17 protein-coding genes are annotated in these 21,850 nt (G+C 55.3%); 9 read left to right on the top strand and 8 right to left on the bottom strand.

The window, feature by feature from the left end; all coding sequences use genetic code 11:
• Positions 1 to 234: 234 nt before the first annotated feature.
• Together AC2IBB_RS03225 and argH are read right to left on the bottom strand one after the other, a co-directional pair.
• Positions 235 to 3,150: a class I adenylate cyclase gene (locus AC2IBB_RS03225; RefSeq protein ID WP_486331474.1), complete on the bottom strand. Its 2,916-nt coding sequence runs from the start codon at positions 3,148 to 3,150 to the stop codon at positions 235 to 237.
• A gap of 122 nt (positions 3,151 to 3,272) precedes the next feature.
• Positions 3,273 to 4,679, bottom strand: coding sequence for an argininosuccinate lyase (argH, locus tag AC2IBB_RS03220; protein ID WP_486333919.1), 1,407 nt, complete (start codon positions 4,677 to 4,679; stop codon positions 3,273 to 3,275).
• Positions 4,680 to 4,818: 139 nt separating this feature from the next.
• Here argH and AC2IBB_RS03215 point away from each other — a divergent pair, with 139 nt between their 5' ends.
• The 6 genes from AC2IBB_RS03215 to AC2IBB_RS03190 all read left to right on the top strand — a co-directional run bounded on the left by AC2IBB_RS03215 (position 4,819) and on the right by AC2IBB_RS03190 (position 11,229).
• The gene (locus AC2IBB_RS03215; protein ID WP_486331473.1) at positions 4,819 to 5,904 is read left to right on the top strand and encodes a sensor histidine kinase; all 1,086 of its coding nucleotides are present in this window, start codon (positions 4,819 to 4,821) and stop codon (positions 5,902 to 5,904) included.
• Between the two features lie 40 nt (positions 5,905 to 5,944).
• Complete coding sequence (locus AC2IBB_RS03210; RefSeq protein WP_486331472.1) at positions 5,945 to 6,682, top strand: LytR/AlgR family response regulator transcription factor; 738 nt, start codon at positions 5,945 to 5,947, stop codon at positions 6,680 to 6,682.
• A 120-nt stretch (positions 6,683 to 6,802) separates the two neighbouring features.
• Positions 6,803 to 7,738 carry a hydroxymethylbilane synthase gene (hemC, locus tag AC2IBB_RS03205; protein WP_486331471.1) on the top strand — a complete coding sequence of 312 codons (936 nt, stop codon included), beginning with the start codon at positions 6,803 to 6,805 and terminating at the stop codon, positions 7,736 to 7,738.
• Entirely contained in the window at positions 7,722 to 8,504 is a 783-nt protein-coding gene (locus tag AC2IBB_RS03200; RefSeq protein ID WP_486331470.1) for a uroporphyrinogen-III synthase, read from the top strand. Before hemC ends, AC2IBB_RS03200 begins: the two co-directional genes overlap by 17 nt.
• A gap of 74 nt (positions 8,505 to 8,578) precedes the next feature.
• Positions 8,579 to 9,982, top strand: coding sequence for a uroporphyrinogen-III C-methyltransferase (locus AC2IBB_RS03195; protein WP_486331469.1), 1,404 nt, complete (start codon positions 8,579 to 8,581; stop codon positions 9,980 to 9,982).
• Positions 9,979 to 11,229: a heme biosynthesis HemY N-terminal domain-containing protein gene (locus AC2IBB_RS03190; RefSeq protein ID WP_486331468.1), complete on the top strand. Its 1,251-nt coding sequence runs from the start codon at positions 9,979 to 9,981 to the stop codon at positions 11,227 to 11,229. Before AC2IBB_RS03195 ends, AC2IBB_RS03190 begins: the two co-directional genes overlap by 4 nt.
• A gap of 17 nt (positions 11,230 to 11,246) precedes the next feature.
• Here the strand turns inward: AC2IBB_RS03190 and AC2IBB_RS03185 are convergent, their stop codons facing one another.
• From AC2IBB_RS03185 to trxA, 4 genes are all read right to left on the bottom strand, one after another.
• A complete protein-coding gene (locus AC2IBB_RS03185; protein WP_486331467.1) occupies positions 11,247 to 12,248 on the bottom strand; it encodes a 2Fe-2S iron-sulfur cluster-binding protein in 1,002 nt (333 codons plus the stop codon).
• A gap of 10 nt (positions 12,249 to 12,258) precedes the next feature.
• Positions 12,259 to 13,731: a 4-hydroxy-3-polyprenylbenzoate decarboxylase gene (ubiD, locus tag AC2IBB_RS03180; RefSeq protein ID WP_486331466.1), complete on the bottom strand. Its 1,473-nt coding sequence runs from the start codon at positions 13,729 to 13,731 to the stop codon at positions 12,259 to 12,261.
• Between the two features lie 126 nt (positions 13,732 to 13,857).
• A complete protein-coding gene (gene rho, locus AC2IBB_RS03175) occupies positions 13,858 to 15,120 on the bottom strand; it encodes a transcription termination factor Rho (RefSeq protein WP_486331465.1) in 1,263 nt (420 codons plus the stop codon).
• Between the two features lie 201 nt (positions 15,121 to 15,321).
• Positions 15,322 to 15,648 carry a thioredoxin TrxA gene (gene trxA, locus AC2IBB_RS03170; RefSeq protein ID WP_486331464.1) on the bottom strand — a complete coding sequence of 109 codons (327 nt, stop codon included), beginning with the start codon at positions 15,646 to 15,648 and terminating at the stop codon, positions 15,322 to 15,324.
• Positions 15,649 to 15,929: 281 nt separating this feature from the next.
• Here trxA and ppx point away from each other — a divergent pair, with 281 nt between their 5' ends.
• A complete protein-coding gene (gene ppx / locus AC2IBB_RS03165) occupies positions 15,930 to 17,477 on the top strand; it encodes an exopolyphosphatase (RefSeq protein ID WP_486331463.1) in 1,548 nt (515 codons plus the stop codon).
• A 109-nt stretch (positions 17,478 to 17,586) separates the two neighbouring features.
• Here ppx and AC2IBB_RS03160 read toward each other — a convergent pair whose 3' ends face one another.
• Together AC2IBB_RS03160 and AC2IBB_RS03155 are read right to left on the bottom strand one after the other, a co-directional pair.
• On the bottom strand, positions 17,587 to 18,693 hold the full coding sequence (locus AC2IBB_RS03160) for a branched-chain amino acid ABC transporter substrate-binding protein (RefSeq protein ID WP_486331462.1): 1,107 nt from the start codon (positions 18,691 to 18,693) through the stop codon (positions 17,587 to 17,589).
• 112 nt (positions 18,694 to 18,805) lie between these two features.
• Positions 18,806 to 20,716 carry an ABC-F family ATP-binding cassette domain-containing protein gene (locus AC2IBB_RS03155; RefSeq protein ID WP_486331461.1) on the bottom strand — a complete coding sequence of 637 codons (1,911 nt, stop codon included), beginning with the start codon at positions 20,714 to 20,716 and terminating at the stop codon, positions 18,806 to 18,808.
• A 48-nt stretch (positions 20,717 to 20,764) separates the two neighbouring features.
• Here AC2IBB_RS03155 and AC2IBB_RS03150 point away from each other — a divergent pair, with 48 nt between their 5' ends.
• Positions 20,765 to 21,328: a TIGR02444 family protein gene (locus tag AC2IBB_RS03150; RefSeq protein WP_486331460.1), complete on the top strand. Its 564-nt coding sequence runs from the start codon at positions 20,765 to 20,767 to the stop codon at positions 21,326 to 21,328.
• Between the two features lie 4 nt (positions 21,329 to 21,332).
• A complete protein-coding gene (locus tag AC2IBB_RS03145; protein ID WP_486331459.1) occupies positions 21,333 to 21,836 on the top strand; it encodes a DUF4124 domain-containing protein in 504 nt (167 codons plus the stop codon).
• Positions 21,837 to 21,850: the final 14 nt, after the last annotated feature.

Below are 21,850 nucleotides of genomic sequence, written 5' to 3'. Positions count from 1 at the left end.
TGATCAGGCATCTGTAAAGGACCTTTCTGACCACAGGACATTAACCAAGTAGAAGCGTATACCAACAAGATCACGCCGATTGCGCGCATAGCCCATCCCGGAATTAATCAAATTCCGCCAGTATAACGGCGCAGTAACACAATAGAAACAGTCCTGAACACAATAGAATCGCCGCCGGGCGATGGCGTAAGGGCGGAATTAAATGCCGCCGCGAAAATGACCGGCTCAGCTCCCCTATCTGGCTGCGGCGGGATTTATATCAGACAGCATCGCCGCGCCTCCTTCGGAGCGGGCCGCACGCACTTCCCTCTCCAGCACGACCTTATATTGCAGATATTGAGTGGTTTGCAGATGGCTTTGATACTCTTCACGCTCCAGGTCGTGGGGAAGGCTGAGATCAATGATATAGCCAGGTAAGGCGGCGCTGTTACGAAAGCGACTGTTCAAATAATGCGCCAGCGCCGCCGCCACCCGACCGCCGTGCTCCAGCACCGTGAACTCTTTTTGTTCGCAATAGAGATTAAAATCCAGTTCACGGCCATTCTCGTAGGCGCCGATCGCCTGTATTTCAACATAATCGCCAAACCCCTTATGAATACTGATATCCCGCTTTTCAGTCCGGCACTCCGGCTTGCCTGGCTGCAATTGATAGAACTCCACCTCCAGGAATCCAGCACCGCCATCCGTCAGGGAGTCGTGCATCTGCTTACGCTCCTGCACGCCCAGCAAAAACTGTTTCAATGACCCCAACAACACATTAAGGTCAGCCCCGAACTCCCGATATACCAACAGTGAGCCTTTCTCATCCACTACATATATATCGGTAATACGCCCCTGACTCAGGTAGAACACCTGCACTGCGTGAGGGCGCATGCGAGTGAACACAGCGCGCAAGACATCTTCGCTCAACGCGTAATCATCCACGACAATCGAGCTGTAGTGTTTTTGCGGCTGCGCCAGAAACTCACACAGACCGACGTAATCCTCCAGCGCGGTGAACCTTGGCTGATCGTCGACAAATTGAAGTACAAAGTAGCGGTCTTCCATTTGCAAAATATAACGGCTCCGCGCGCGCGCTTTGACGCTGAAGAAACAGGAAACCACTTGCTGAAACAACTGGCTGACCCGTTGCGCGATCGCCCCCGCCCGAGTGGGGCAATAACAGAGCACGGATAGCTGCGGCAAACCCTCGCCGAACTGCTCACTCTCGGCCAGGGCGGCGAGGTAGTTTTTCAGGCACTGCACCAGGGTGTCGCCGGACTCATAACGCTGCACCATCACTTCATTCCAGCTATTGATGATGACCTGATCCAGCGTCACCACCAGATTGGCCCGTTCAGAGGCGTAACCCAGCGCATCGTTACGGTTGCTGAGCTTATGCAGACCGCGGCGGCTCAGGTCCGCCATGGGATCAACGCCTACATTCACGTAGACCAGGGAAGCCCGGAGTCTGGCTTTGGCGCGATAATCCTGTTGCGTCACTGGCGGTAAAGGCAAACTTATCAGTGAGCGCACACTGGCGATGATTTGTTGCAGTTCATATTGAGAGGCGTGACTATCTCCCGCCGCCAGACTAACGCTGCCGCCTGTGTCCAACAAGCCGTTGCAGTACGCCCAGACAATCAGTTCAATCAAGCTGTTAGAGCGTTTAACCGCAGGATTGAATGCAGCCTCCATCGGATTGGACAGGTTTCGATACAACAGCCAGCCATTGCCCGTCGCGCCAACAGCCTGGCTGCTGAGATGATGGAACGCCAGATTATCCTCCGACAGGTTTGGAGCAATGCCAGGGTTAATCATCTCGACCTTGCCGGCCTTGCGCTGGAAAGCCGCATAGAGCTTACGCCCCAGCAGATTAATATCACGGGCGCTGATCGCCGCCGCCAGCCCTTTTTCCCGCGCATAGGAGGACAGAAACCGGTAACAGCCGGTCAGCTCATTAACCACTGCGCGCTTTTCCTGAATCACCTGGTCCACTTTCCAAGCGGAGCGGCCGTCAAGATAGCGGAACTCCCGCTCAGACCATTCCCATTCATGAGTCAGCTTTTCCATAACTTTGCGACGCCAGGACTTTTCCCTTTCCGGAACGAAAGCAGACAGGCGCTCGCCAATTTTCAAATAAAAGCTGCGCCGCACCAGCTCCAGGCGCCCTTGCTCACGCCGGGCCTGCAGTGACTGCTCAAGGCGGCGGTACACCATGACATAGGGATCTAGTTCATCAGGGTCGAGCGTATCCGCGAAGACCGCCTGCTTGTAGGCCAGACTCAGGTTGGGCAGCGTATCCTCGTCCTTGGCGTATGATTCCACCAGCATCAGTTTCAGCACCGACTTATAAGGGGAGTCGATTCCTTTATAAAGCTGCCACATACCAGCGCCGACAAACTCGTTGGGTGGTATCCGGGCGCAGCCGCCAAAGTCGATATAGTCCTTGGGTTTGATAAAACGTTTCTCTAATAGAAGCCCCGCCAATTCAGCGTAATTCGCCTCCTGGTCTGGTGGAATCAACCACCATAATGGATAAGCGCCCCCCAACCAGATGCCGGTGCGGTAAAACTCATCCAGTAACAGATAATGCTGAGCGGTGCCGCAATCTTCAGAGTCGGCGGAAGCCTCCTGACGCCCATTGCGAAACGCCTCCGCATCCATCAAAAAGATGTGCATTTCGGACCCCATGTCCATGGCCCATCGACACACCAGGTCCGCTTTGCGTTGCAATTCCGTTACAGCTGCAGTCCCCAGATCCGATCGATGACACAGCCAGACATCAAAGTCGCTGCCGCCGGAGTGCGCGATCGTCCCCGTGCTGCCCATTAAATAAAGGCTGGTGATGTCCCCATGATGTCGCGTCGGCTCCCGATAATTAAAGGAGCGGCTAAGACGTTGCGCCTGCGCAACGACGCTCTTGTCCGGCTCATAGTTAACTAGACGGTGTGGAGTGGTGCGAGAAACATAACCTGGCAACAAGGGATGATTGACATGGAACAGAAGGGGCAAAAGCTCCAATACAACCTGCTGCCTTGGCGTCAACGCCAAACGGGTGCGCTGCAAACGATGCTCAACTAGCGTGACAAAACGCTGACACAGCGTTTTCAAGACTTTGCGGTCCACGCCTTCGGTGTAGTCGGGATTTAAGCTGCGCCGGTAACTCATGCATAGAGTATAGCGGGGGCGGCGCAATGCGTTTGCGACAGTCAGTATTTATTAGGCAAAGGAATGTTAAGGCCCGGGTCGGTTAAAGCACCCGGGCGAAACCGCAATCGAACGCGGGAGTTTTACATCTCAGTGTTGCGTTTGAGCCATTCCCGCGTGCGGGCCACCGCAGCGCGCACCTGCGCCGGCGCCGTACCGCCAATGTGGTTACGGGCGTTAACGGAGCCTTCCAGCGTCAATACCTCGAACACATCCGCATCAATATCCGTGCTGAACTGGCGCAGCTCCTCCAGGCTCATTTCGCTCAAGTCTCTGCCGCTGGACACACCCAGCGCCACCGCTTTACCGACAACTTCATGGGCGTCGCGGAACGGCAAACCTTTGCGCACAAGATAATCCGCCAGATCCGTTGCGGTGGAGAAACCGCGGCGCGCCGATTCCGCCATGGCGTCACGATTGACCGATACCGCCGGCATCATGTCGCCATAGGCTTTCAGGCAGCCTTTGACCGTATCGATGGCGTCGAACAGCGGCTCTTTATCTTCCTGATTGTCTTTGTTGTACGCCAGCGGCTGGCTTTTCATCAACATCAACAGGCTGATGAGGTGTCCGCTCACACGACCGCTCTTGCCACGAATCAGTTCAGGCACGTCCGGATTTTTCTTCTGCGGCATGATGGAGGAGCCCGTGCAAAAGCGATCCGGCAGGTTGATGAAGTTGAACTGCGCGGACGTCCACAATACCAGCTCTTCAGAGAAACGGGACAGGTGCATCATCAGCAAGCTGGCGAAGCTGCAGAACTCAATGGCGAAATCACGATCGCTGACCGCATCAAGAGAGTTCTCCGCCGGCCCATTGAAGCCCAGCAATTCGCTGGTGTACTGACGATCGATCGGATAAGTCGTGCCCGCCAGAGCGGCCGCGCCCAACGGCGAGACGTTGAAACGCTCTCGGCAGTCCAACAAACGGCTGAAGTCGCGCTTCAACATCTCCGCCCAGGCCAGCATGTGGTGGCCAAAAGTTACCGGCTGCGCAGTCTGTAAGTGAGTGAACCCGGGCATAATGGCGTCCGCTTCGCGCTCCGCCAGATCAGCCAGGGCGGCGATCAAACGCAAAAGGTCAGCGGCGATGACATCGACCTCATCGCGCAAATACAGACGAATATCCGTCGCCACCTGATCATTACGCGAGCGACCGGTATGCAGCTTTTTACCGGTAACGCCGATTTTCTGGGTCAGGCGCGCTTCGATGTTCATGTGCACGTCTTCCAGTTTGACCGACCATTCAAATGCGCCGGCTTCGATTTCCGCTTCAATTTCACGCAAGCCATTGATGATCTGGTCGCGCTCTTCTTCAGTCAGCACCCCGACTTTGGCCAGCATGGTGGCGTGAGCGATGGAGCCGCGGATGTCGTGATGATACATGCGCCTGTCGAAGTCCACGGAGGCCGTGAAACGTTCTACGAAGGCGTCGGTGGCTTCTGTGAAGCGGCCGCCCCAGAGCTTATCGGTAGTGTCCTGCTTTGTCATGATGGTCAAGTTGCCTCATACTTGGAAATGATTCGAAGCGCACGGAACCCATGCCCAACCTGTGGCATGATAGGTAAAGGCCCGCGATTATAACAGTTTCCCGCGCTCTGTAGACATGCAAGGCGACGGGTCGGGGCGTTTGTATTCGCCAACCAGCTTTGACGACATGAAAATGGAGCAGTCCCCCAAGTCTTCCCACCCGCCAGGGGTGTTTTTACCAGAGCTTTGCAATGTTCAAGCGGTCCTCTTGATGGTGATCGCTACGGGGCTATGCGCGTTGTTGTTTACGCTTATCTATGCGGGCCCCGGCCATTTCGATTGGGACTATTTCGCCCTGACCTCCCTATTCATGCTCTGGGTAGTGCTGACCAGCGCGCTGATTCTTTGCCGTCTGCGCATACTCGGCGCAGGCTGGAGTATGTCCCGCCAAGCACTGATCGCCTATCTGATAGCGCCGTCGATTACGCTGGTCTACGCCATACTCGCTAACGCCCTGTTCCGCAAAGGCGCGCTGGAAGAGCCCGGCTCGGGCTTCTGGTTCGTGGTGCAGGCAGTGGCGATCAGCGCCATTTTAACCGGCATCATCCTGCGTTATTTCTATCTACAGCATCTCTGGCACCTGCAACAGAAATCGGAGCTGGAGTCTCGGGTACAGGCGCTACAGGCGCGTATCCGCCCGCACTTCCTGTTCAACAGCATGAACTCTATCGCCGGACTGATCCCCATCAACGCCAACGAGGCGGAGGAGGCGGTGCTGGACCTGGCCGAGTTGTTTCGGGCGGCGTTGAAAGAATCTTCGTCTCTTGCTCCGCTAAAGGAGGAGCTGGCGCTGTGCGAACGCTATCTGCGCATTGAACAACTCCGTCTCGGCGAGCGACTGACCGTAAAGTGGGACATGCGCAATATCTCCGACGCGGCCCGAGTGCCGCCACTGAGCATCCAGCCCTTAGTGGAAAACGCAGTTTATCATGGCGTGCAGCCTTCAGCAGAAGGCGGCCTCATCACCATCACCGCCTACGAACAAGGGTCCTGGCTGTACGTATTGATCAGCAACCCTGTCCATAACGGAGACCCAGGCCAGGAGCACAAAGGTAATCGCATCGCCATGCAAAATATACGCAGCCGCCTGCAGGCGTTTTTCGGCGATCAGGCCGTGCTGAAAACCAGTCAAATGGACGGCCGCTTTACCGCCACCATGCGCGCGCCTTTACATAAAAAAGCCTGAGCGGTTAAAACATGCAATACTTCAAATACACAAACAAGACATGACGAAAGTTATCATCGTCGACGACGAACCCCTCGCCCGAGAGCGCTTGAAGCGCCTATTGCTGGACACCCACTACAACGTCTGTGCGGAGGCCGCTGGCGGCGATGAGGCGCTGGAGCGCATTCGCATCCACACCCCGGATATCGTTCTGCTTGATATTCGCATGCCCGGAAAAGACGGACTGGAAGTGGCGGCGGAGCTGGCGCAACATCCCCAGCCTCCCGCAGTGATATTCACCACTGCCTATGATGAGTACGCCATCCAAGCGTTCCGGGTGCGCGCGCAGGACTATTTGCTCAAGCCCATTCGCCGGGAAGATCTGATGCGCGCCTTGCAAAACGCGACACAAGTAAATCGCGCCCAACTGCAAAATCTGAAGCAGGAGCTCAACGGACAGGACGAAGAGCCAGCGGTGGTCTGCCGTAGTAGTCGTGGCATGGAGCGTATAAAAATCAGCGACATTCTCTATTTGCAAGCCGAACACAAGTATGTGACGGTGTTTCATACACAGGGGGAGACGCTCAGCGATCAGCCGCTAAAAGAGCTGGAGCACGCCCTGCATCCCCACTTTTTGCGTATCCACCGCAATACGCTGATCAACCGCCACTACATAGAAATGCTGCAGCGACGTCACGACGGCCATTACGAAGTGCGTCTGCGCGGGTTGGCGGAGCCGCTACAGGTCAGTCGGCGTCTGGTGACCGAGGTCAAACAATTTTTGGCGCAGCCGACCTGATCGCCCTCCGGCAAAGACAAGCGACTGGAAAATGAGTATGCTAGCGCCTGCAGTTGGATTTATGTGTAATTTCAACTGACTTTTTCGCCGGATACGACATAAATAGCGCAATTTTAAACTATGCCGAAACAGCAACTTGTGATCGCCACTCGTCAAAGCGCGCTCGCGCTATGGCAGGCGGAGCACGTCAAGCAACGCCTTGAAGCGTTGCACCCCGGATTGACCGTTGAACTACTCGGATTGACCACCAAAGGCGATATCATACTGGATACGCCGCTCGCCAAAGTCGGTGGCAAAGGGCTCTTCGTCAAGGAGTTGGAGACAGCCATGCTGGAGGGACGCGCTGATATCGCCGTGCACTCCATGAAAGATGTGCCCATGGAATTCCCCCCCGGACTGGGCCTCGGGGCGATTCTGGAGCGGGAAACCCCAACCGACGCCTTCGTCAGCAACCAGTACGCCAGCCTGGACGAGCTTCCTGAAAGCGCTGTCGTAGGCACTTCCAGCCTGCGTCGCCAATGTCAACTTGCCGAGCGACGACCGGACTTGAAAATCGTTTCCTTGCGCGGCAACGTAAATACGCGTCTGGCCAAGCTCGACGCCGGTGAATTTGACGCCATCATCCTCGCTTCATCCGGCCTCAAGCGCCTGGGCTTTTCCGATCGCATCCGCGAAGAGCTTGCGCCGGAAGTCAGTTTACCTGCGGTCGGACAGGGCGCGCTTGGCATTGAGTGTCGCCTCGACGACCCCGAAGCCATGGCGCTTATCGCCCCGTTGCAGCATGCGGAAACCACCTCACGGCTGTCCGCGGAAAGGGCCATGAATCATCGTTTGCAAGGGGGCTGCCAAGTCCCCATCGCCGGTTATGCGGAAGTGATTGGCGACCACATGAAAATACGCGGCTTAGTAGGCAGCCCGGACGGCGCGCAAGTGCTTCGGGACGAAGTAGAAGGGCCTGTCGCGGCAGCGGAAAACCTTGGCCGGGAGTTGGCCGAGCGTCTATTGCAACAAGGAGCAGGAAAAATTCTGGAAGCCGTGTATGGAAACCACTCTTAGTCAGGAGCTGAGCGGCCTCAGAGTGCTGTTGACCCGCCCTCAGGGAGAAAACGATTCTTTGCGCGCGCTGCTGGAGCAAAGCAGCGCGGAAGTTCGGGAATTACCGGCCATCGCCATTGAGCCATTACCCGAAACACAAGCCATAAAAGACTGCATCCTCGACCTGGATCGCTATACTCATGTGATCTGCGTAAGTAAGCATGCATCGCGTCTGTTACTGGAGTTAATAGACGCTTACTGGCCGCAAACGCCTCAGGGCGTGCGCTGGTTCGCTATCGGCGACAGCAGCGCAGCGCCGCTGCGTAACTACGGATTAACGGTGAGCACGCCTGAGCAAGGCGCCGCCAGCGAAGACCTGCTGCAACACGCAGACCTGCAGGCGCGCAGCCATGAAGAGCCGCCCATGCGGGTGTTGATCGTAAAAGGTTGCGGCGGACGCGAGCTGTTGGCGGAAACCATGCAGGAACGCGGCGCACAGGTCGCCACCCTGGATCTATATGAGCGTAAAACGCTGGAATATGATCCGAATGAGTTAAACGAAGCCCTCAAGCAATGGCGTCCAGAGGTCATCGTCACGTTGTCCGGCGAGACTTTGCTGCACCTTTGCCAGTTGGGCCAGAATATCGGTTACGCCTGGGGCGACACGCTGTTCGTCATCCCCAGCGCCAGAGTCGCCACCCTGGCGCAAGAGAACCGTCTGAATTACAAAATCGCGCCGGAGTTATCCGACGAGGCCTTACTGGCCCTCCTCAAAACGGCATGTTAACCCTTCTTTAGTTAAGAAGGATCGCCGTTGTCTGCAGGCGCGTTGATTACTTAGATTACTGGGTAGGAACGAGTGTGACGGAAGAAGCAAAACCAAACAAACCAGAACAGCCGGAGCAGGATAAAGCCGCTCTGGAACAGGAGCCCGCGACGTCTCCTGAACCCGGAATGGACCCCGCCAACGCCAAGGACAGCCCCGCAGAAACCACGCCTGACGCAGGCTTATCCGCCTCATTTACTTTGTCTCGGTCGGCAATCAATCCAGAGAAAGAGGACGCGGAAGCGCCTCAAGCCGCGTCCGCCGCTCCCGAACAGGAACCGCCATCAACCACAGCGGAAGTTCCTGTCAATGAACCACCTCCCACACCAGTACCGCCGCCACAGTTTCCACCGCCGCCCGCAACACCACCCGTAGCGGCTAAAACCCCCAAAACCTGGCCTTTGTGGCTGGCGATTCTAGTTCTGTTGGCAGTCATAGGCGTTGGCGCCGGTTGGTTTTGGACTTACATGCAAACCTGGCAAGCCAAGCTGGACCGCGCGATGGACCAAAGTCAGGCGGGTGAGCGTCTTGCAGACGAAGTGGGCCGACGCTATCAGGATCGCCTGGACAAACTGGACGCCGCCGTCGCCAAACAGCGTGAGAGTCAGGCCCAGTTGCAGCAGATGATGGACCAGACCGCGAGAAATCTGCTGAGCAAAGGCGAGACCGGCCGGGTCGACTGGCTGTTCGCCGAAGCCGAATATCTGCTGCGTCTCGCCAATCAGCGTCTGCATATGGAAAAAGACTACGTCGGCTCCCTCGCCATTTTACAGGCCGCCGACCAAGTGCTGGCGGAAACCAAAGAAGTCGCCGCCTATCCTGTACGCAAGGCTTTAGCGGAGGAAATCGTCAGCCTGCAGGCGATCGCGGATATTGACCGTCAAGGCATCTATCTGCGCCTGGAAGCATTGATCAATCAAGTGGAAAACCTGGATCAGCGTCTGTTCCTGAAAGACACTATGATGCTGAGCGACAACCCGGTTCCCGAAGAAGCGCCGACGCCTAGTGGAGAAAGCCACTGGTACGACAGCGTATTGGCGTCCATGGGCAAACTGGAAAAGTACTTTTCCATTCGCCGCTTGGATGCTCCCGTGGAGCCACTGCTGGCGCCAGAACAAATTTACTACCTGCGCCAGAATCTGCGCATGATGCTGGAACAGGCGGAACTCTCACTGCTGGAGAAAAACCAGGACGTTTACGTTCACAGTCTGGAAAAAGCGGAAAAATGGGTGGCGGACTATTTCGTCACCAACAACGCCTCCGCCAAAGCCTTGTTGGACAACCTGCAACAGCTCAAGAAAGAGCCTATCGATCCGGAATTACCGGATATCTCGACTTCCTTGCGGATGCTGAAGAACCTGATGGAGTCCCTGTACAAGCGCGGCGGTAAACCTGCAACTGGCGCGCTCTCCGTGGATGACAAGGAGCTGGCCTCATGAATTTCTATGCGCTGGTGCTGCTGATATCCCTCGCCATCGGCGTGGCGCTGGGCTTTTTAGTGCAATTGGACGCAGGTTACGTGCGTGTTTCGTGGCTCAACTGGCTAGTGGAGACCAACGTATGGATCGCTCTCGCACTTCTGGTCGGGTTTTATTTTGCTCTGCACTATCTATTCAGGACACTGTCGACCACTCTCGCTGTCAGAGCCGGCTGGCGGCAATGGCGCAAGAAACGCAAGTACAGCCGAGCGCAGCAGCATACCATTCGCGGCTTGTTACATTACGCAGAGGGCAACTGGAAACAGGCGCAGAAGTTTTTATCCGGCAGCGCGGAACAATCCGACACCCCTCTGATCAACTATCTTGCCTCCGCGCAGGCCGCCAACGAATTGGGCAATGAAAAAGAAAGCGACTTATTTCTGAAGAAAGCGTTCGACAACACGCCTGGCGGCGACGTCGCCATCGGCGTAACTCAGGCGCAATTGCAGCTGGCGCGAGGGCAGTTGGAACAGTGCTTATCCACCCTGCTGAATCTGCGCAAAAAAACGCCTCATCACCCGTTCGTACTGAAGTTGTTGCAGCAGGTTTACACCCGTTTGAACGACTGGCAGAAGATGAGCGAGATCTTGCCGGAGTTGCGTAAGTACAAGGTGCTGAAAGACGACGAGGTGGAAAAGCTGGAGTTGGAAACCTGGCTTAATCTACTACGTCAGGCCTGTGACGAAGCGCTACGGGTGCGTAAAGGCGAGTTCAACAGCGAGCCCCTGAACGCAATCTGGGACCGCATGCCCGCTAACCTGCGTAAGAACCCCCACGTCATCTATGCGTATGCGTCGCAACTGATGCGACTTGGCGCTGGCGGTCAGGCGGAAACCCTCCTGCGTAAAGCGTTGAAACAGCATTGGAGCGACATTCTGATTGATCTGTATGGGCAGATCGCTGGAGCAAATGTAGCAGAGCAATTGCTGTCTGCGGAGCACTGGCTGAAAGAGCGTCCCAACGACGCAGGCCTACTGCTGGCTTTGGGGAGACTTTGCCTGAGAAATGAGCGCTGGAGTAAAGCGAAAGAGTATTTTGAAGCGAGCTTGAAGCTGAAACGTCGCCGGGAGACTTACTATGAGTTAGCGCGCCTGTTAGCCGCGATGGGCCAGCCTCAGGCCAGCAATGAATATTTCATGCACGCTCTACAAGACAGCGCCAAGCTCCCAGACCTGCCTACGCCAAAGTCACAACGCCGCAGCGCTTGAACCGACGCAGCCCAGGGCTAGCCCCTGGGCGCATACTCCAGCACATCTGAAAAGAACTGTTCGGCAGGCAGCCCCAGCGGCGCCAATGCATCCATCGCCGTATACACCATCGTCGGTGAGCCGCTGACATAGACCAGACTGTTATCCCAATGGCGTCTTTCAGCCAGCACGGCGCGCACCAGCTCAGCATGGTGGCCCTGCCATTCATTGTCGCGGTTGTCCGCTGTGACAGGGATGAAAGAGACATTTTCATGGTGTTCCGCCCAGCTTTCTGGAAGAGAACGCAAATACATTTCCTGCGCCTGCCTTACCCCCCAATAAACTGAAAGCTTGCGATCAAACCCCTGCGCCAGCAAATACTCAGCGATGGACTTGATCTGCGCGAACCCAGTACCGGCGGCGATCAGCGTTACGTCCATATCGGGCGCGCCGGAGACCAAACACTTACCCAGAGGCAGGCGGGCGCGCACCACTGATTCTGAAGTCAGATATTGATATATAGCCAGGGCGTTGCGACTTTCCTGATGAACCTGGATATGCAGCTCCACCTCGCGGCTTCCCGGCGCATTAGCGATGGAAAAGAAAGCGGCCTCAACGCCAGGCGCCAACAGCTCCAGATATTGGCCAGCGAAGAATTCCGGCAATCCGCCAGCAGGCGCAAGCAGTTGCACCTGGTGCACATCGTCAGACAGCGCGGTGACCGCCTTGATTTGAAACGCCAGTGTTTTTGTTTCCAATTCGTTTGGTCCCCAAATCCGTCTTAATTCAAACTCACAATCGCCCGCAGGCGTCGCTTTGCATAGTAATACATCGTCCACGCCCAAGCGCCGACGCCCAGAATCCCCCGCCGCCCCCACAACGTTCCCTTTCAGGAGCCTGGCGGCGCAGACATGGCACACGCCATTATCACACGCATGGGGAATCTTGTATCCCTGCCGGATCGCCGCCGCCAAAACCGTCTCGCCTTCCCGCACGTCAAATTCGTGACCGGAAGGATAAAAACTCAGGCGGTGGGACATCGCCGCGGCCTTAGTCAATGCCCAATTGCGACCAAAGGTCGTCAACGCGGGCTTTAACGTCTGCATCCATTTGGATGGTGCGGCCCCATTCACGCTGCGTCTCTCCAGGCCACTTATTGGTGGCGTCCAGCCCCATTTTGGAGCCCAGCCCTGATACTGGTGAAGCGAAGTCCAGATAATCAATAGGCGTATTCTCCACCATGATGGTGTCACGCGCCGGATCCATTCGCGTGGTGATGGCCCAGATCACATCTTTCCAGTCCCTGGCGTTGACGTCGTCGTCGGTGACGATCACGAACTTGGTGTACATGAATTGACGCAGGAACGACCAGACCCCCATCATCACCCGCTTGGCGTGGCCAGGGTACTGTTTCTTCATAGTCACCACCGCCAGACGATATGAGCACCCCTCCGGGGGTAGATAAAAGTCGACAATTTCTGGAAACTGCTTCTGCAAAATGGGCACGAAAACTTCATTCAGAGCCACGCCCAACACTGCTGGCTCATCGGGAGGCCGTCCAGTGTATGTGCTGTGATAAATCGGCTTCTTCCGTTGCGTGATACGCTCAACAGTAAACACTGGGAAACGGTCGACTTCGTTGTAGTAACCTGTGTGATCGCCAAAAGGGCCTTCCGGGGCCATTTCTCCCGGATGAATGACTCCCTCCAGCACGATCTCCGCACTGGCGGGGGCCTGGAGATCACTGCCAATGCAACGCACCACTTCCGTCTTATTGCCCCGCAACAAACCTGCGAAGGCATATTCGGAAAGTGTATCCGGCACTGGCGTCACCGCCCCCAGAATGGTGGCCGGGTCCGCTCCCAAAGCCACCGCGACAGGGAACGGCTCCATGGGGTGAGCTTCTCTCCATTCCCGATAGTCCAATGCGCCTCCCCGATGCGACAACCAGCGCATGATCAACTTGTTGCGGCCAATCAGCTGCTGTCTATAGATGCCCAGATTTTGCCGGGTCTTATTGGGTCCACGCGTAATCACCAGCGGCCAGGTCACCAATGGACCGGCGTCGCCCGGCCAGCAGGTTTGAATCGGGTATTGATAGAGGTCGACATCATCGCCTTCGATGACCACTTCCTGACTCGGCGCGGAGCTGACTTCTTTCGGCCCCATATTCAGCACTTGCTTGAATATGGGCAATTTACTCCAAGCGTCCCGTAGACCTTTAGGCGGCTCCGGCTCTTTCAAAAATGCCAGTAACTTGCCGATTTCCCGCAAGCTATCGACGCTTTCCGCGCCCATACCCAACGCTACCCGGCCAGGCGTACCAAACAGATTGCCGAGAACAGGGATGGAGTAACCCCGGGGATTTTCAAACAACAAAGCAGGGCCTTCACGCCGGAGCGTACGGTCGCATATTTCGGTCATTTCCAGGTGAGGGTCGACTTCCGCGGTGATGCGCTTCAGCTCGCCGCGTTGCTCCAATATACGGATGAAGTCTCGCAGATCTCGGTATTGCAGACTCATAAGATTCGATTTAGACAGGCTGGGTCGATGGATTCATAGGCGCACAATATAGGCGCAGCGGATAAAAGAAAACCCCTGCGCCGGCTGGCGACAGGGGCTTAAACTCATCTCAGGTCCGCCATGCACTTAGCGCTTTTTCATGGCCTGGAAGAATTCGTCGTTGGTCTTGGTGTCCTTCAACTTATCAAGCAGGAATTCCACCGCAGCGATATCGTCTTCCATAGAATGCAGCAGCTTGCGCAAGATCCACACTCTTTGCAGTTCTTCCTCAGACATCAGCAGCTCTTCACGGCGCGTGCCGGAGCGACGGATGTTAATCGCAGGGAAGACGCGCTTCTCAGAAATTCTGCGGTCCAAGTGCACTTCCAGGTTACCGGTGCCTTTGAACTCTTCGTATATCACTTCGTCCATTTTGGAGCCAGTGTCGATCAGCGCCGTGGCGACGATGGTCAGGCTGCCGCCTTCCTCGACATTCCGCGCCGCGCCGAAGAAGCGCTTGGGACGCTCCAGCGCATGGGCGTCCACACCACCGGTCAGTACTTTGCCGGAGGATGGGATTATGGTGTTGTAAGCGCGCGCCAGACGAGTAATGGAATCCAGCAGAATCACTACGTCTTTTTTGTGCTCAACCAGACGCTTGGCTTTTTCAATAACCATCTCAGCAACCTGAACGTGACGGGCCGGCGGCTCGTCAAAGGTGCTCGCCACTACCTCACCGCGTACGGTGCGCTGCATCTCGGTCACCTCTTCAGGGCGCTCGTCGATCAGCAAAACCATTAAATGCGTTTCGGGATTGTTGCGGGTGATGGACTGGGCGATGTTCTGCATGAGGAGGGTTTTACCGGCTTTCGGTGGGGACACGATCAAACCGCGCTGACCTTTACCGATAGGCGCGACCAAGTCCAGAATACGCGCTGATAAATCTTCCGTACTGCCATTGCCGGCTTCCAGACGCAAACGCTCCTGTGGGAACAAAGGCGTCAGGTTCTCAAAAAGGATTTTGTTGCGGGCGTTTTCAGGTTTGTCGAAGTTGATTTCATTCACTTTCAACAGTGCGAAATAACGCTCGCCGTCTTTCGGCGGTCGAATCTTACCGGCGATAGTATCGCCTGTTCTTAGGTTGAAACGGCGGATTTGACTGGGTGAGACGTAGATGTCGTCAGGACCAGCCAGATAAGAACTGTCCGCGGAACGCAAGAAGCCGAAGCCGTCCTGCAGGATTTCCAGAACGCCATCGCCATAGATGTCTTCACCGCTTTTGGCGTGTTTTTTCAGAATACCGAAAATCACATCCTGCTTGCGGGAGCGAGCCATATTTTCCAGGCCCATTTCTTCAGCGATGGTTAATAGCTCAGGAACGGGTTTCTTTTTTAATTCAGTAAGATTCATAGGATCGAAAAACAGTTGACCTGATTGGAGAGGGTTAGGTTATAGATGGAAGAGTTTATCGTTTTACTTATTAATCAGCGAAAGGAGGATTATCGCCAAAAAGTTGAAAGCAAAATCAGTATAGGTTGAATTATAGCCTTCGTCCAGAAAATTACGCGCATTTTGAGCAGGGGTCAAACCCCCGCTCACAGAAGGCGTATATTAAAGGTTGCTGTCCAGGAACGCCGTCAACTGGGACTTGGATAACGCGCCTACTTTGGTCGCATCTACGGCGCCATTTTTGAACAACATCAGCGTTGGAATGCCGCGAATGCTGAACTTGGGCGGAGTCTTTTCGTTTTCGTCGATATTCAGTTTGCAGATCTTCAGACGATCGCCATATTCTTCCGCGATCTCTTCCAGCACAGGCGCAATCATTTTACAGGGACCGCACCACTCAGCCCAGTAATCCACCAGCACAGGGCCGTCGGCCTTCAAGACTTCGCTATCAAAAGAGTCATCAGTTACGTTAACAATTCGGCTGCTCATTATTTAATCCTGGCTAAGAGGTGAATGCTATTACCGACTACTATATAAGGTGGGCCTGGTAAAAATAACCTTACAATCCGGTTAGGAAAATGACTTTGACGTCTTGTGAAAGAAGTGGTTCCATTCTCCGCCGGCTTAATTCGGTCGGCTGACCTTAATATTGGAGTAATCAGTACTACTGAAAATTGACCGCTTAGGTCGACTAATTCAGCAAGCAAGTTGACAATCTAAAACGAGATTTCCTAAATATAAGGTTTAGCGCAAGGATTTCAAGAGAGTTCATGACAATATCATCCACCACCCCGGCGGACGCCGCCTCTCCGGCGCCGGCTTCACCAGAGCTGATCGCCGCTATCGATATGGGCTCGAACAGTTTCCATATGGTCGTCGCCCAGCTGGTTCACAATGAAATCCGGCCGCTGGAGAAACTAGGCGAAAAAGTCCAGCTCGCAGCAGGTCTGGACGCACGCAACTTCCTCGACGAAGCCTCCCAGCACCGGGCGTTAGCCTGCCTGGAGCGTTTCGCTCAGCGCATCAGCGGCATGCCCCGCGGCGCAGTGCAGATTGTAGGCACTAATGCATTACGGGTAGCGAAAAACGCCCGCGCCTTCATACGCAGGGCGGAAAAACTTATCGGCCACCCCATTTCGGTGATAAGCGGACGGGAAGAAGCGCGACTCATTTACCTTGGCGTCGCCCACTCACTTTCCGACGACGCCGACAACCGGCTGGTCATTGATATCGGGGGCGGCAGCACCGAATTCATCATCGGCCAGCGCTTTGAAACCAAAGAGCTGGAAAGTTTGCACATGGGGTGCGTGTCCTACCGGGATCGATTTTTCGGCGACGGTAAGATCACTCAACTGCAATTCGCTCGCGCTTTTGTCGAAGCCTCCCGTGAGTTGCTCAACATACGCAACCGTTATCGCAGCGTAGGCTGGCACCATTGCGTCGGCTCTTCAGGCTCCATCAAGGCCATAGAGCAGGTGCTGGCGCACAATCAATGGGGCGCCCATAAGATCACCCCGGACGGCTTGGTCAAACTTAAAGACGAAGTGGTGCGCCTGGGTAAAATCAGCCAGCTCACCAAGCTTGGCGTACGTAAGGACCGGCTGTCGATTTTCCCCGCGGGACTGGCGATATTGATGGCCGCATTTGACGTATTGCAGATCGAGGAAATGGAGTTCTGCGACGGAGCGCTGCGCGAAGGTCTGCTGTATGACATGATTGGTCGCATCCATCATGAAGATGTACGCGAGCGTACTATCAATAGTCTGCAGGAGCGTTACCACATCGACCGCGAGCATGCGGCGGCCGTTGAAGGAACCGCCGTAGCGCTATGGAAGCAGCTCGCAGAGCAGTGGAAACTGCCGAGCGAGGAACTGACCGAGCTATTGCGCTGGGCGTCTCGCCTGCACGAAGTAGGTCTGGCCATCTCCCATACACAATTCCACAAACACGGCGCTTACCTGATTCGCTATTCCGACCTGGCGGGGTTTTCCCGGCAGACTCAACAGTCGCTGGCGATGCTGATCCGCGTTCATCGCCGGAAAATCCTGGATACAGTCTTTGACGAGTACGCACTGGAAGACGCGGACCCATTGAAGCAACTAGCCGTGGCGTTGAGGCTTGCGGTAGTCTTGCAGCACTCACGCAACGGTGAAGTGCTGGACGCCATCAAAGTGAAGGCGAACAAGAAGTCGTTAACGCTTATTTTTCCAAAAGACTGGCTGCAATCCCGCCCTCTTACCTGCGCCGACCTGGAGGCGGAAAAAGGTCTCCTCACTAAATTCGGCGTTGATATGGAGTTCAAGGAAGAGGATAACTAAGCGCCTGGATATTTAGGCGATGGCGTCAACGATATGTCGCACAAAGCGCAGATGGCGTTGCCTGAGGCGGCAAAGAGGAGCGGCTCTTCCGCTCCTCTCGTACACCCTGTTACAGTGGTGTGGAAGTACCGTCCTGATGCCAGGTGAACAAACCGAACTCGAAGCCTTCAAGATCGCCTTTATCATCCCAGGTCAACGGACCCATCGCTGTGTTGATGGTGTTTTCACGCAGATAATCAGCGACTTTCTCAGTATCGCCCTCACCCACTTTGTTCATGGCCGCCACCAATGACTGTACGGCTGCGACGCTGGTCCAAACGAACGGACCTGTGGGGTCCTGTCCTTTGGATTTCATCAACGCCACTACATCCGCGTTATCGGCGTTCAGGTCATATCTGGCGGGCAGGGTCACAATAAGTCCCTCGGAAGCCGGGCCGGCGATAGAGGAAATTTCTTTGTTGCCTACCGCTTCAGGCCCCATGAACTGCGGCTTGAAACCTGCGTCGCTGCTCTGTCTCAAGATTAAACCCAGCTCTGGGTGATAACCGCCGTAGTACACCAGATCCACATTCTCTTTTTTCAGTTTAGCGATCAGTGAAGAGAAATCTTTGTCGCCGGCAGTCACGCCTTCAAACGCCACCACGTTGACGCCCATACTTTCCAGCGTGCTTTTTACAGAGCTGGCGATGCCCTCGCCATATTGTTGCTTATCATGTATGACGGCTACGCGCTTGGGCTTGAGCTGTTCTGCGATGTATTTGCCAGCGGTGGGCCCTTGTGCGGAGTCCAGACCGATAGTGCGAAAGATATAACGGAAACCGCGCTCAGTAATGGAAGGGTTGGTGGAGCATGTCACCGCCAGTATGCCTTCATCTTCGTATACGTCAGTAGCGGGCTGGGTGGAGCCGGAACACAGATGTCCGACCACATACTGCACGCCGTCGTTAACGACTTTGTTGGCGACCGCCACTGCCTGCTTGGGCTCGCAAGCGTCGTCGTACTCAACTGCTTCCAGCATTTTACCTTTGACGCCGCCAGCTTTGTTGATCAGATCAATGGCTGCGTGTACGCCGTTAAACTGCATTTCGCCATATTGCGCGACAGACCCGGATTGCGGTCCTGCAATAGCGATTTTAATGGTTTCAGCAGCTTGAAGAGCGGAGGAGAGACACAGGCCGACTGCCAGCCCGGTAAGAGTGCGTTTCCACAGTTTCATGGGAATACTCCTTGCGAATATATTGTGATTATCGTGGTTGCAAGGACTCTAACTAAACTCCGTAGCGGCGAAGCGGTCTATAGGCATATATACGCATAGAGAGACAGGCCAATCAGAGCAGTCCTTCCAACTCCTCATTCAACTCCAGCCAGGCCTCTTCCGCCTCGGAGAGACTTTGGCGGCTCACCCGCTGGGATTCCAGAAGCGCCTTCAGTTGTTCCTTATTTTTATCTTCGTAAAGGTCTCCTTCTCCTAATTGCGCTTCGATTTCCTGCAGTTTGCCCTGCAACTTTTCTATCTCAGCTTCCAGTGTAGCTATTTTTTTCCGCAGCGGACTCAATCGCTGTCTTTTTTCCGCTTCTTCACGTTTACGACGCTTGCGGTCTTCCGCGCTTTCCTGTGGGTCAGTTTCCAGGGAAACGTCATTTTTTGAGGCATCGGACTGGCTCGCCCGCAAACGACTTAGCAAGGCCTTTTCATAATCTTCCAGGGACCCCTCATAAGGTTCCATACGGCCGCCATGAACCCAGACGAACTGGTCCGCCATCGCCCTCAATAAATGACGATCGTGGGAAACAACAATGACCGCGCCCGGATACTCTTGCAGCGCCATGTTCAAAGCATGACGCATGTCTAGATCAAGGTGATTGGTGGGCTCATCCAGCAATAACAGATTGGGCTTATTCCAGGCGATCAAGGCCAGCGCCAAACGCGCCCGCTCACCGCCGGAGAAATTCTTGATATCACCTGACGCCTGCTCGCCCGGGAAGCCAAATCCGCCGAGGAAGTTGCGAATTTCCTGCTCCGACGCCTGTGGTTTGGCCTTTTGCAGATGCTGCATCGGCGTCGCACCCGGGTCCAGCGCTTCCAATTGGTGTTGCGCGAAGTACCCGACCCTTAAATGTTCACCGCCTGTTCTACGGCCGGAAATCAACGGCAACTGACCCGCCAGCGTTTTGATCAGGGTGGATTTACCTTCACCGTTGGCGCCGAGCACGCCCAGACGGGCGCCGGGCAGCAGCGTCAGGTTTACCTGCTGTAAAACCGGCTTCGCGTCATACCCCAGCCCGGCGTCATCAATCACCAGCAAAGGACTGGAAATCTTGTCGCTGCATGGCAGAGAGAAGCTGAACGGGGAATCTACGTGAGCCGCCGCTATCAACTCCATACGCTCCAGTTCTTTCAGACGGCTCTGCGCCTGCTTGGCTTTGGTGGCTTTGGCTCCAAAACGTCGCACAAAAGACTGGATTTCAGCAATGCGCGTCTGTTGCTTCACATAAAGCGCCTGCTGTTGCGCCAGACGCATCGCCCGCGCTTCTTCAAACTGACTGTAGCCGCCAGCGTACAGAAACAGCGAACGCTGATCATAATGCAGCACATGAGTCGCCAAGTGATCAATAAAATCACGATCATGCGAGATGAACAGCAGCGTCCCCTGATAACGCAACAGCCAGTTCTCAAGCCAGACCAGCGCATCCAAATCCAAGTGGTTGGTAGGCTCGTCCAACAGGAGCAATTCGGATGGGCACATCAGCGCTTGCGCAAGGTTGAGGCGTATGCGCCAGCCACCGGAAAACTCGCCCACGCTTCGCGTATGCCAATGTGTGGGAAAGCCCAGACCTTCTAATAACTGGCGCGCGCGCACTTCAGCGCCGTAACCGTCTATCAGGTCCAGCTCGTGGTGCAAGCGCGCGGTGGCCACGCCATCATCCGCCTGCTCCGCCAACGCCAGCTCGGCTTGCAGACGCCGCAGCCGCTTGTCGCCGTCGAGGACAAAATCCAGTGCAGAACAGTCCAGCGCCGGCGTCTCCTGCGCCATGTGCGAAATGCGAGTTCCCCCCGGGAAGGCGATATCCCCCGAGTCGGAGCCGATCTCTCCTAAAATAAGGCTGAACAAAGTGGATTTACCGCAACCGTTAGGGCCGACGATAGCGACGCGGCTGCGCGCCGTAACAGTGACGGTAGCGTTTTCCAGCAGATACTGGCCGGAACGTTGGATCGATAACTGATTTAGACTTAACATGGCGGCGGATTTTAGCACGCTTGCCTGCGATTCTTTAAAGAGTTTTCTATGAGCGCCAACGCCTCTGACACGCCAAAGCCAGACGTTTCCGGAAACCCGGGCGGAACCATCCCAACCACTCTGGACAACCCACTCTGGCGTTACGCATTAGCGCGTTATGAAAATCCTCAGATCAGAAATACCTGTCTGCAGTGGCAAGACAGGTTTGGCGCCGATGTTAATATGCTGCTCGCCTGCGGCTGGCTGGCGCAGCAACAGCGCCGTTTCGAGCCTGACAGCGACTTCAGCGCCATTCATTCCTGGCGCGTTGACTTTGTTCTCCCCCTGCGCGCTGCGCGCAATTCGCTGGACAAACAAGACGACCGCCAAAACGCACTCAGAAAGCGCATTCTTCAGCTGGAATTACAGGCGGAGCGCTACGAAATATCGCTTATCTATGCTTTACTAACAGGTACGGAGAAACAGGACTTATCATCTCCGCAGGAGGCGATGGAGGCCGTCGCTCTTTGCCGCAGCAATCTGCTTGATTATTTCTCCCGTCTCAACGGCGCGCAGGAAATGGATCAGGCGCAATTGAATTTAGTGGCCGTCAGTCTGGTCATGGAGATGTAAACCTTTGAAGTGGATTTTTCGATTTCTGACATTGGCCTCGCTTGGGGTCGCCCTCGCCCTGCCTTTTTTTATTAAAGATAAGACAGGTTCGCCCATGTGGCGACTGCCCTTACCGGAAGGAACCGAGACGCCAACGCTGATGACCATGGACAAAAAGCTGCCGGAGCAGGAAGTGGTGCGCCAGGTTTATAAATGGCGCGACGCTGATGGCGTGCTGCAGTACAGCGACTCCCCGCCCCCCGAAGGCGTCAATGTGGACGTAATTAGCGTCAGCAACAAAACCAATATTATTCAGTCCGTTCCCACGGAAAAGAAGGAAGAGCGCCAAGTCGCCACTGGATCTCCTCGCGACGGACTGCCTCCCGAGACACGCAAGACTCTGGAGGATGCGGAAAACAAAGACACCCTCAGTTTCGAACGCGCGCTGAACCTCATGGATGAAGCCAAGGCGGTGCGCGACCTCATGAACGAACGCAACAAGCAGCTGCAACAGGTCAACGGCGGTTAGAATTGTGAACCAGA

Source organism: Hahella sp. NS-SX17 (assembly GCF_057367735.1).
The sequence above is the reverse complement of the archived record's forward strand: the minus strand, read 5'-3'. Positions and strand labels throughout refer to the sequence as shown.

What these genes read in the sequence shown, in the direction of transcription:
- AC2IBB_RS03225 (WP_486331474.1), bottom strand. Translation starts at nt 3,150, where the DNA reads ATGAGTTACCGGCGCAGCTTAAATCCCGACTACACCGAAGGCGTGGAC.
- argH (WP_486333919.1), bottom strand. Translation starts at nt 4,679, where the DNA reads ATGACAAAGCAGGACACTACCGATAAGCTCTGGGGCGGCCGCTTCACA.
- AC2IBB_RS03210 (WP_486331472.1), top strand. Translation starts at nt 5,945, where the DNA reads ATGACGAAAGTTATCATCGTCGACGACGAACCCCTCGCCCGAGAGCGC.
- hemC (WP_486331471.1), top strand. Translation starts at nt 6,803, where the DNA reads ATGCCGAAACAGCAACTTGTGATCGCCACTCGTCAAAGCGCGCTCGCG.
- AC2IBB_RS03200 (WP_486331470.1), top strand. Translation starts at nt 7,722, where the DNA reads ATGGAAACCACTCTTAGTCAGGAGCTGAGCGGCCTCAGAGTGCTGTTG.
- AC2IBB_RS03190 (WP_486331468.1), top strand. Translation starts at nt 9,979, where the DNA reads ATGAATTTCTATGCGCTGGTGCTGCTGATATCCCTCGCCATCGGCGTG.
- AC2IBB_RS03185 (WP_486331467.1), bottom strand. Translation starts at nt 12,248, where the DNA reads ATGTCCCACCGCCTGAGTTTTTATCCTTCCGGTCACGAATTTGACGTG.
- ubiD (WP_486331466.1), bottom strand. Translation starts at nt 13,731, where the DNA reads ATGAGTCTGCAATACCGAGATCTGCGAGACTTCATCCGTATATTGGAG.
- rho (WP_486331465.1), bottom strand. Translation starts at nt 15,120, where the DNA reads ATGAATCTTACTGAATTAAAAAAGAAACCCGTTCCTGAGCTATTAACC.
- trxA (WP_486331464.1), bottom strand. Translation starts at nt 15,648, where the DNA reads ATGAGCAGCCGAATTGTTAACGTAACTGATGACTCTTTTGATAGCGAA.
- ppx (WP_486331463.1), top strand. Translation starts at nt 15,930, where the DNA reads ATGACAATATCATCCACCACCCCGGCGGACGCCGCCTCTCCGGCGCCG.
- AC2IBB_RS03160 (WP_486331462.1), bottom strand. Translation starts at nt 18,693, where the DNA reads ATGAAACTGTGGAAACGCACTCTTACCGGGCTGGCAGTCGGCCTGTGT.
- AC2IBB_RS03155 (WP_486331461.1), bottom strand. Translation starts at nt 20,716, where the DNA reads ATGTTAAGTCTAAATCAGTTATCGATCCAACGTTCCGGCCAGTATCTG.
- AC2IBB_RS03150 (WP_486331460.1), top strand. Translation starts at nt 20,765, where the DNA reads ATGAGCGCCAACGCCTCTGACACGCCAAAGCCAGACGTTTCCGGAAAC.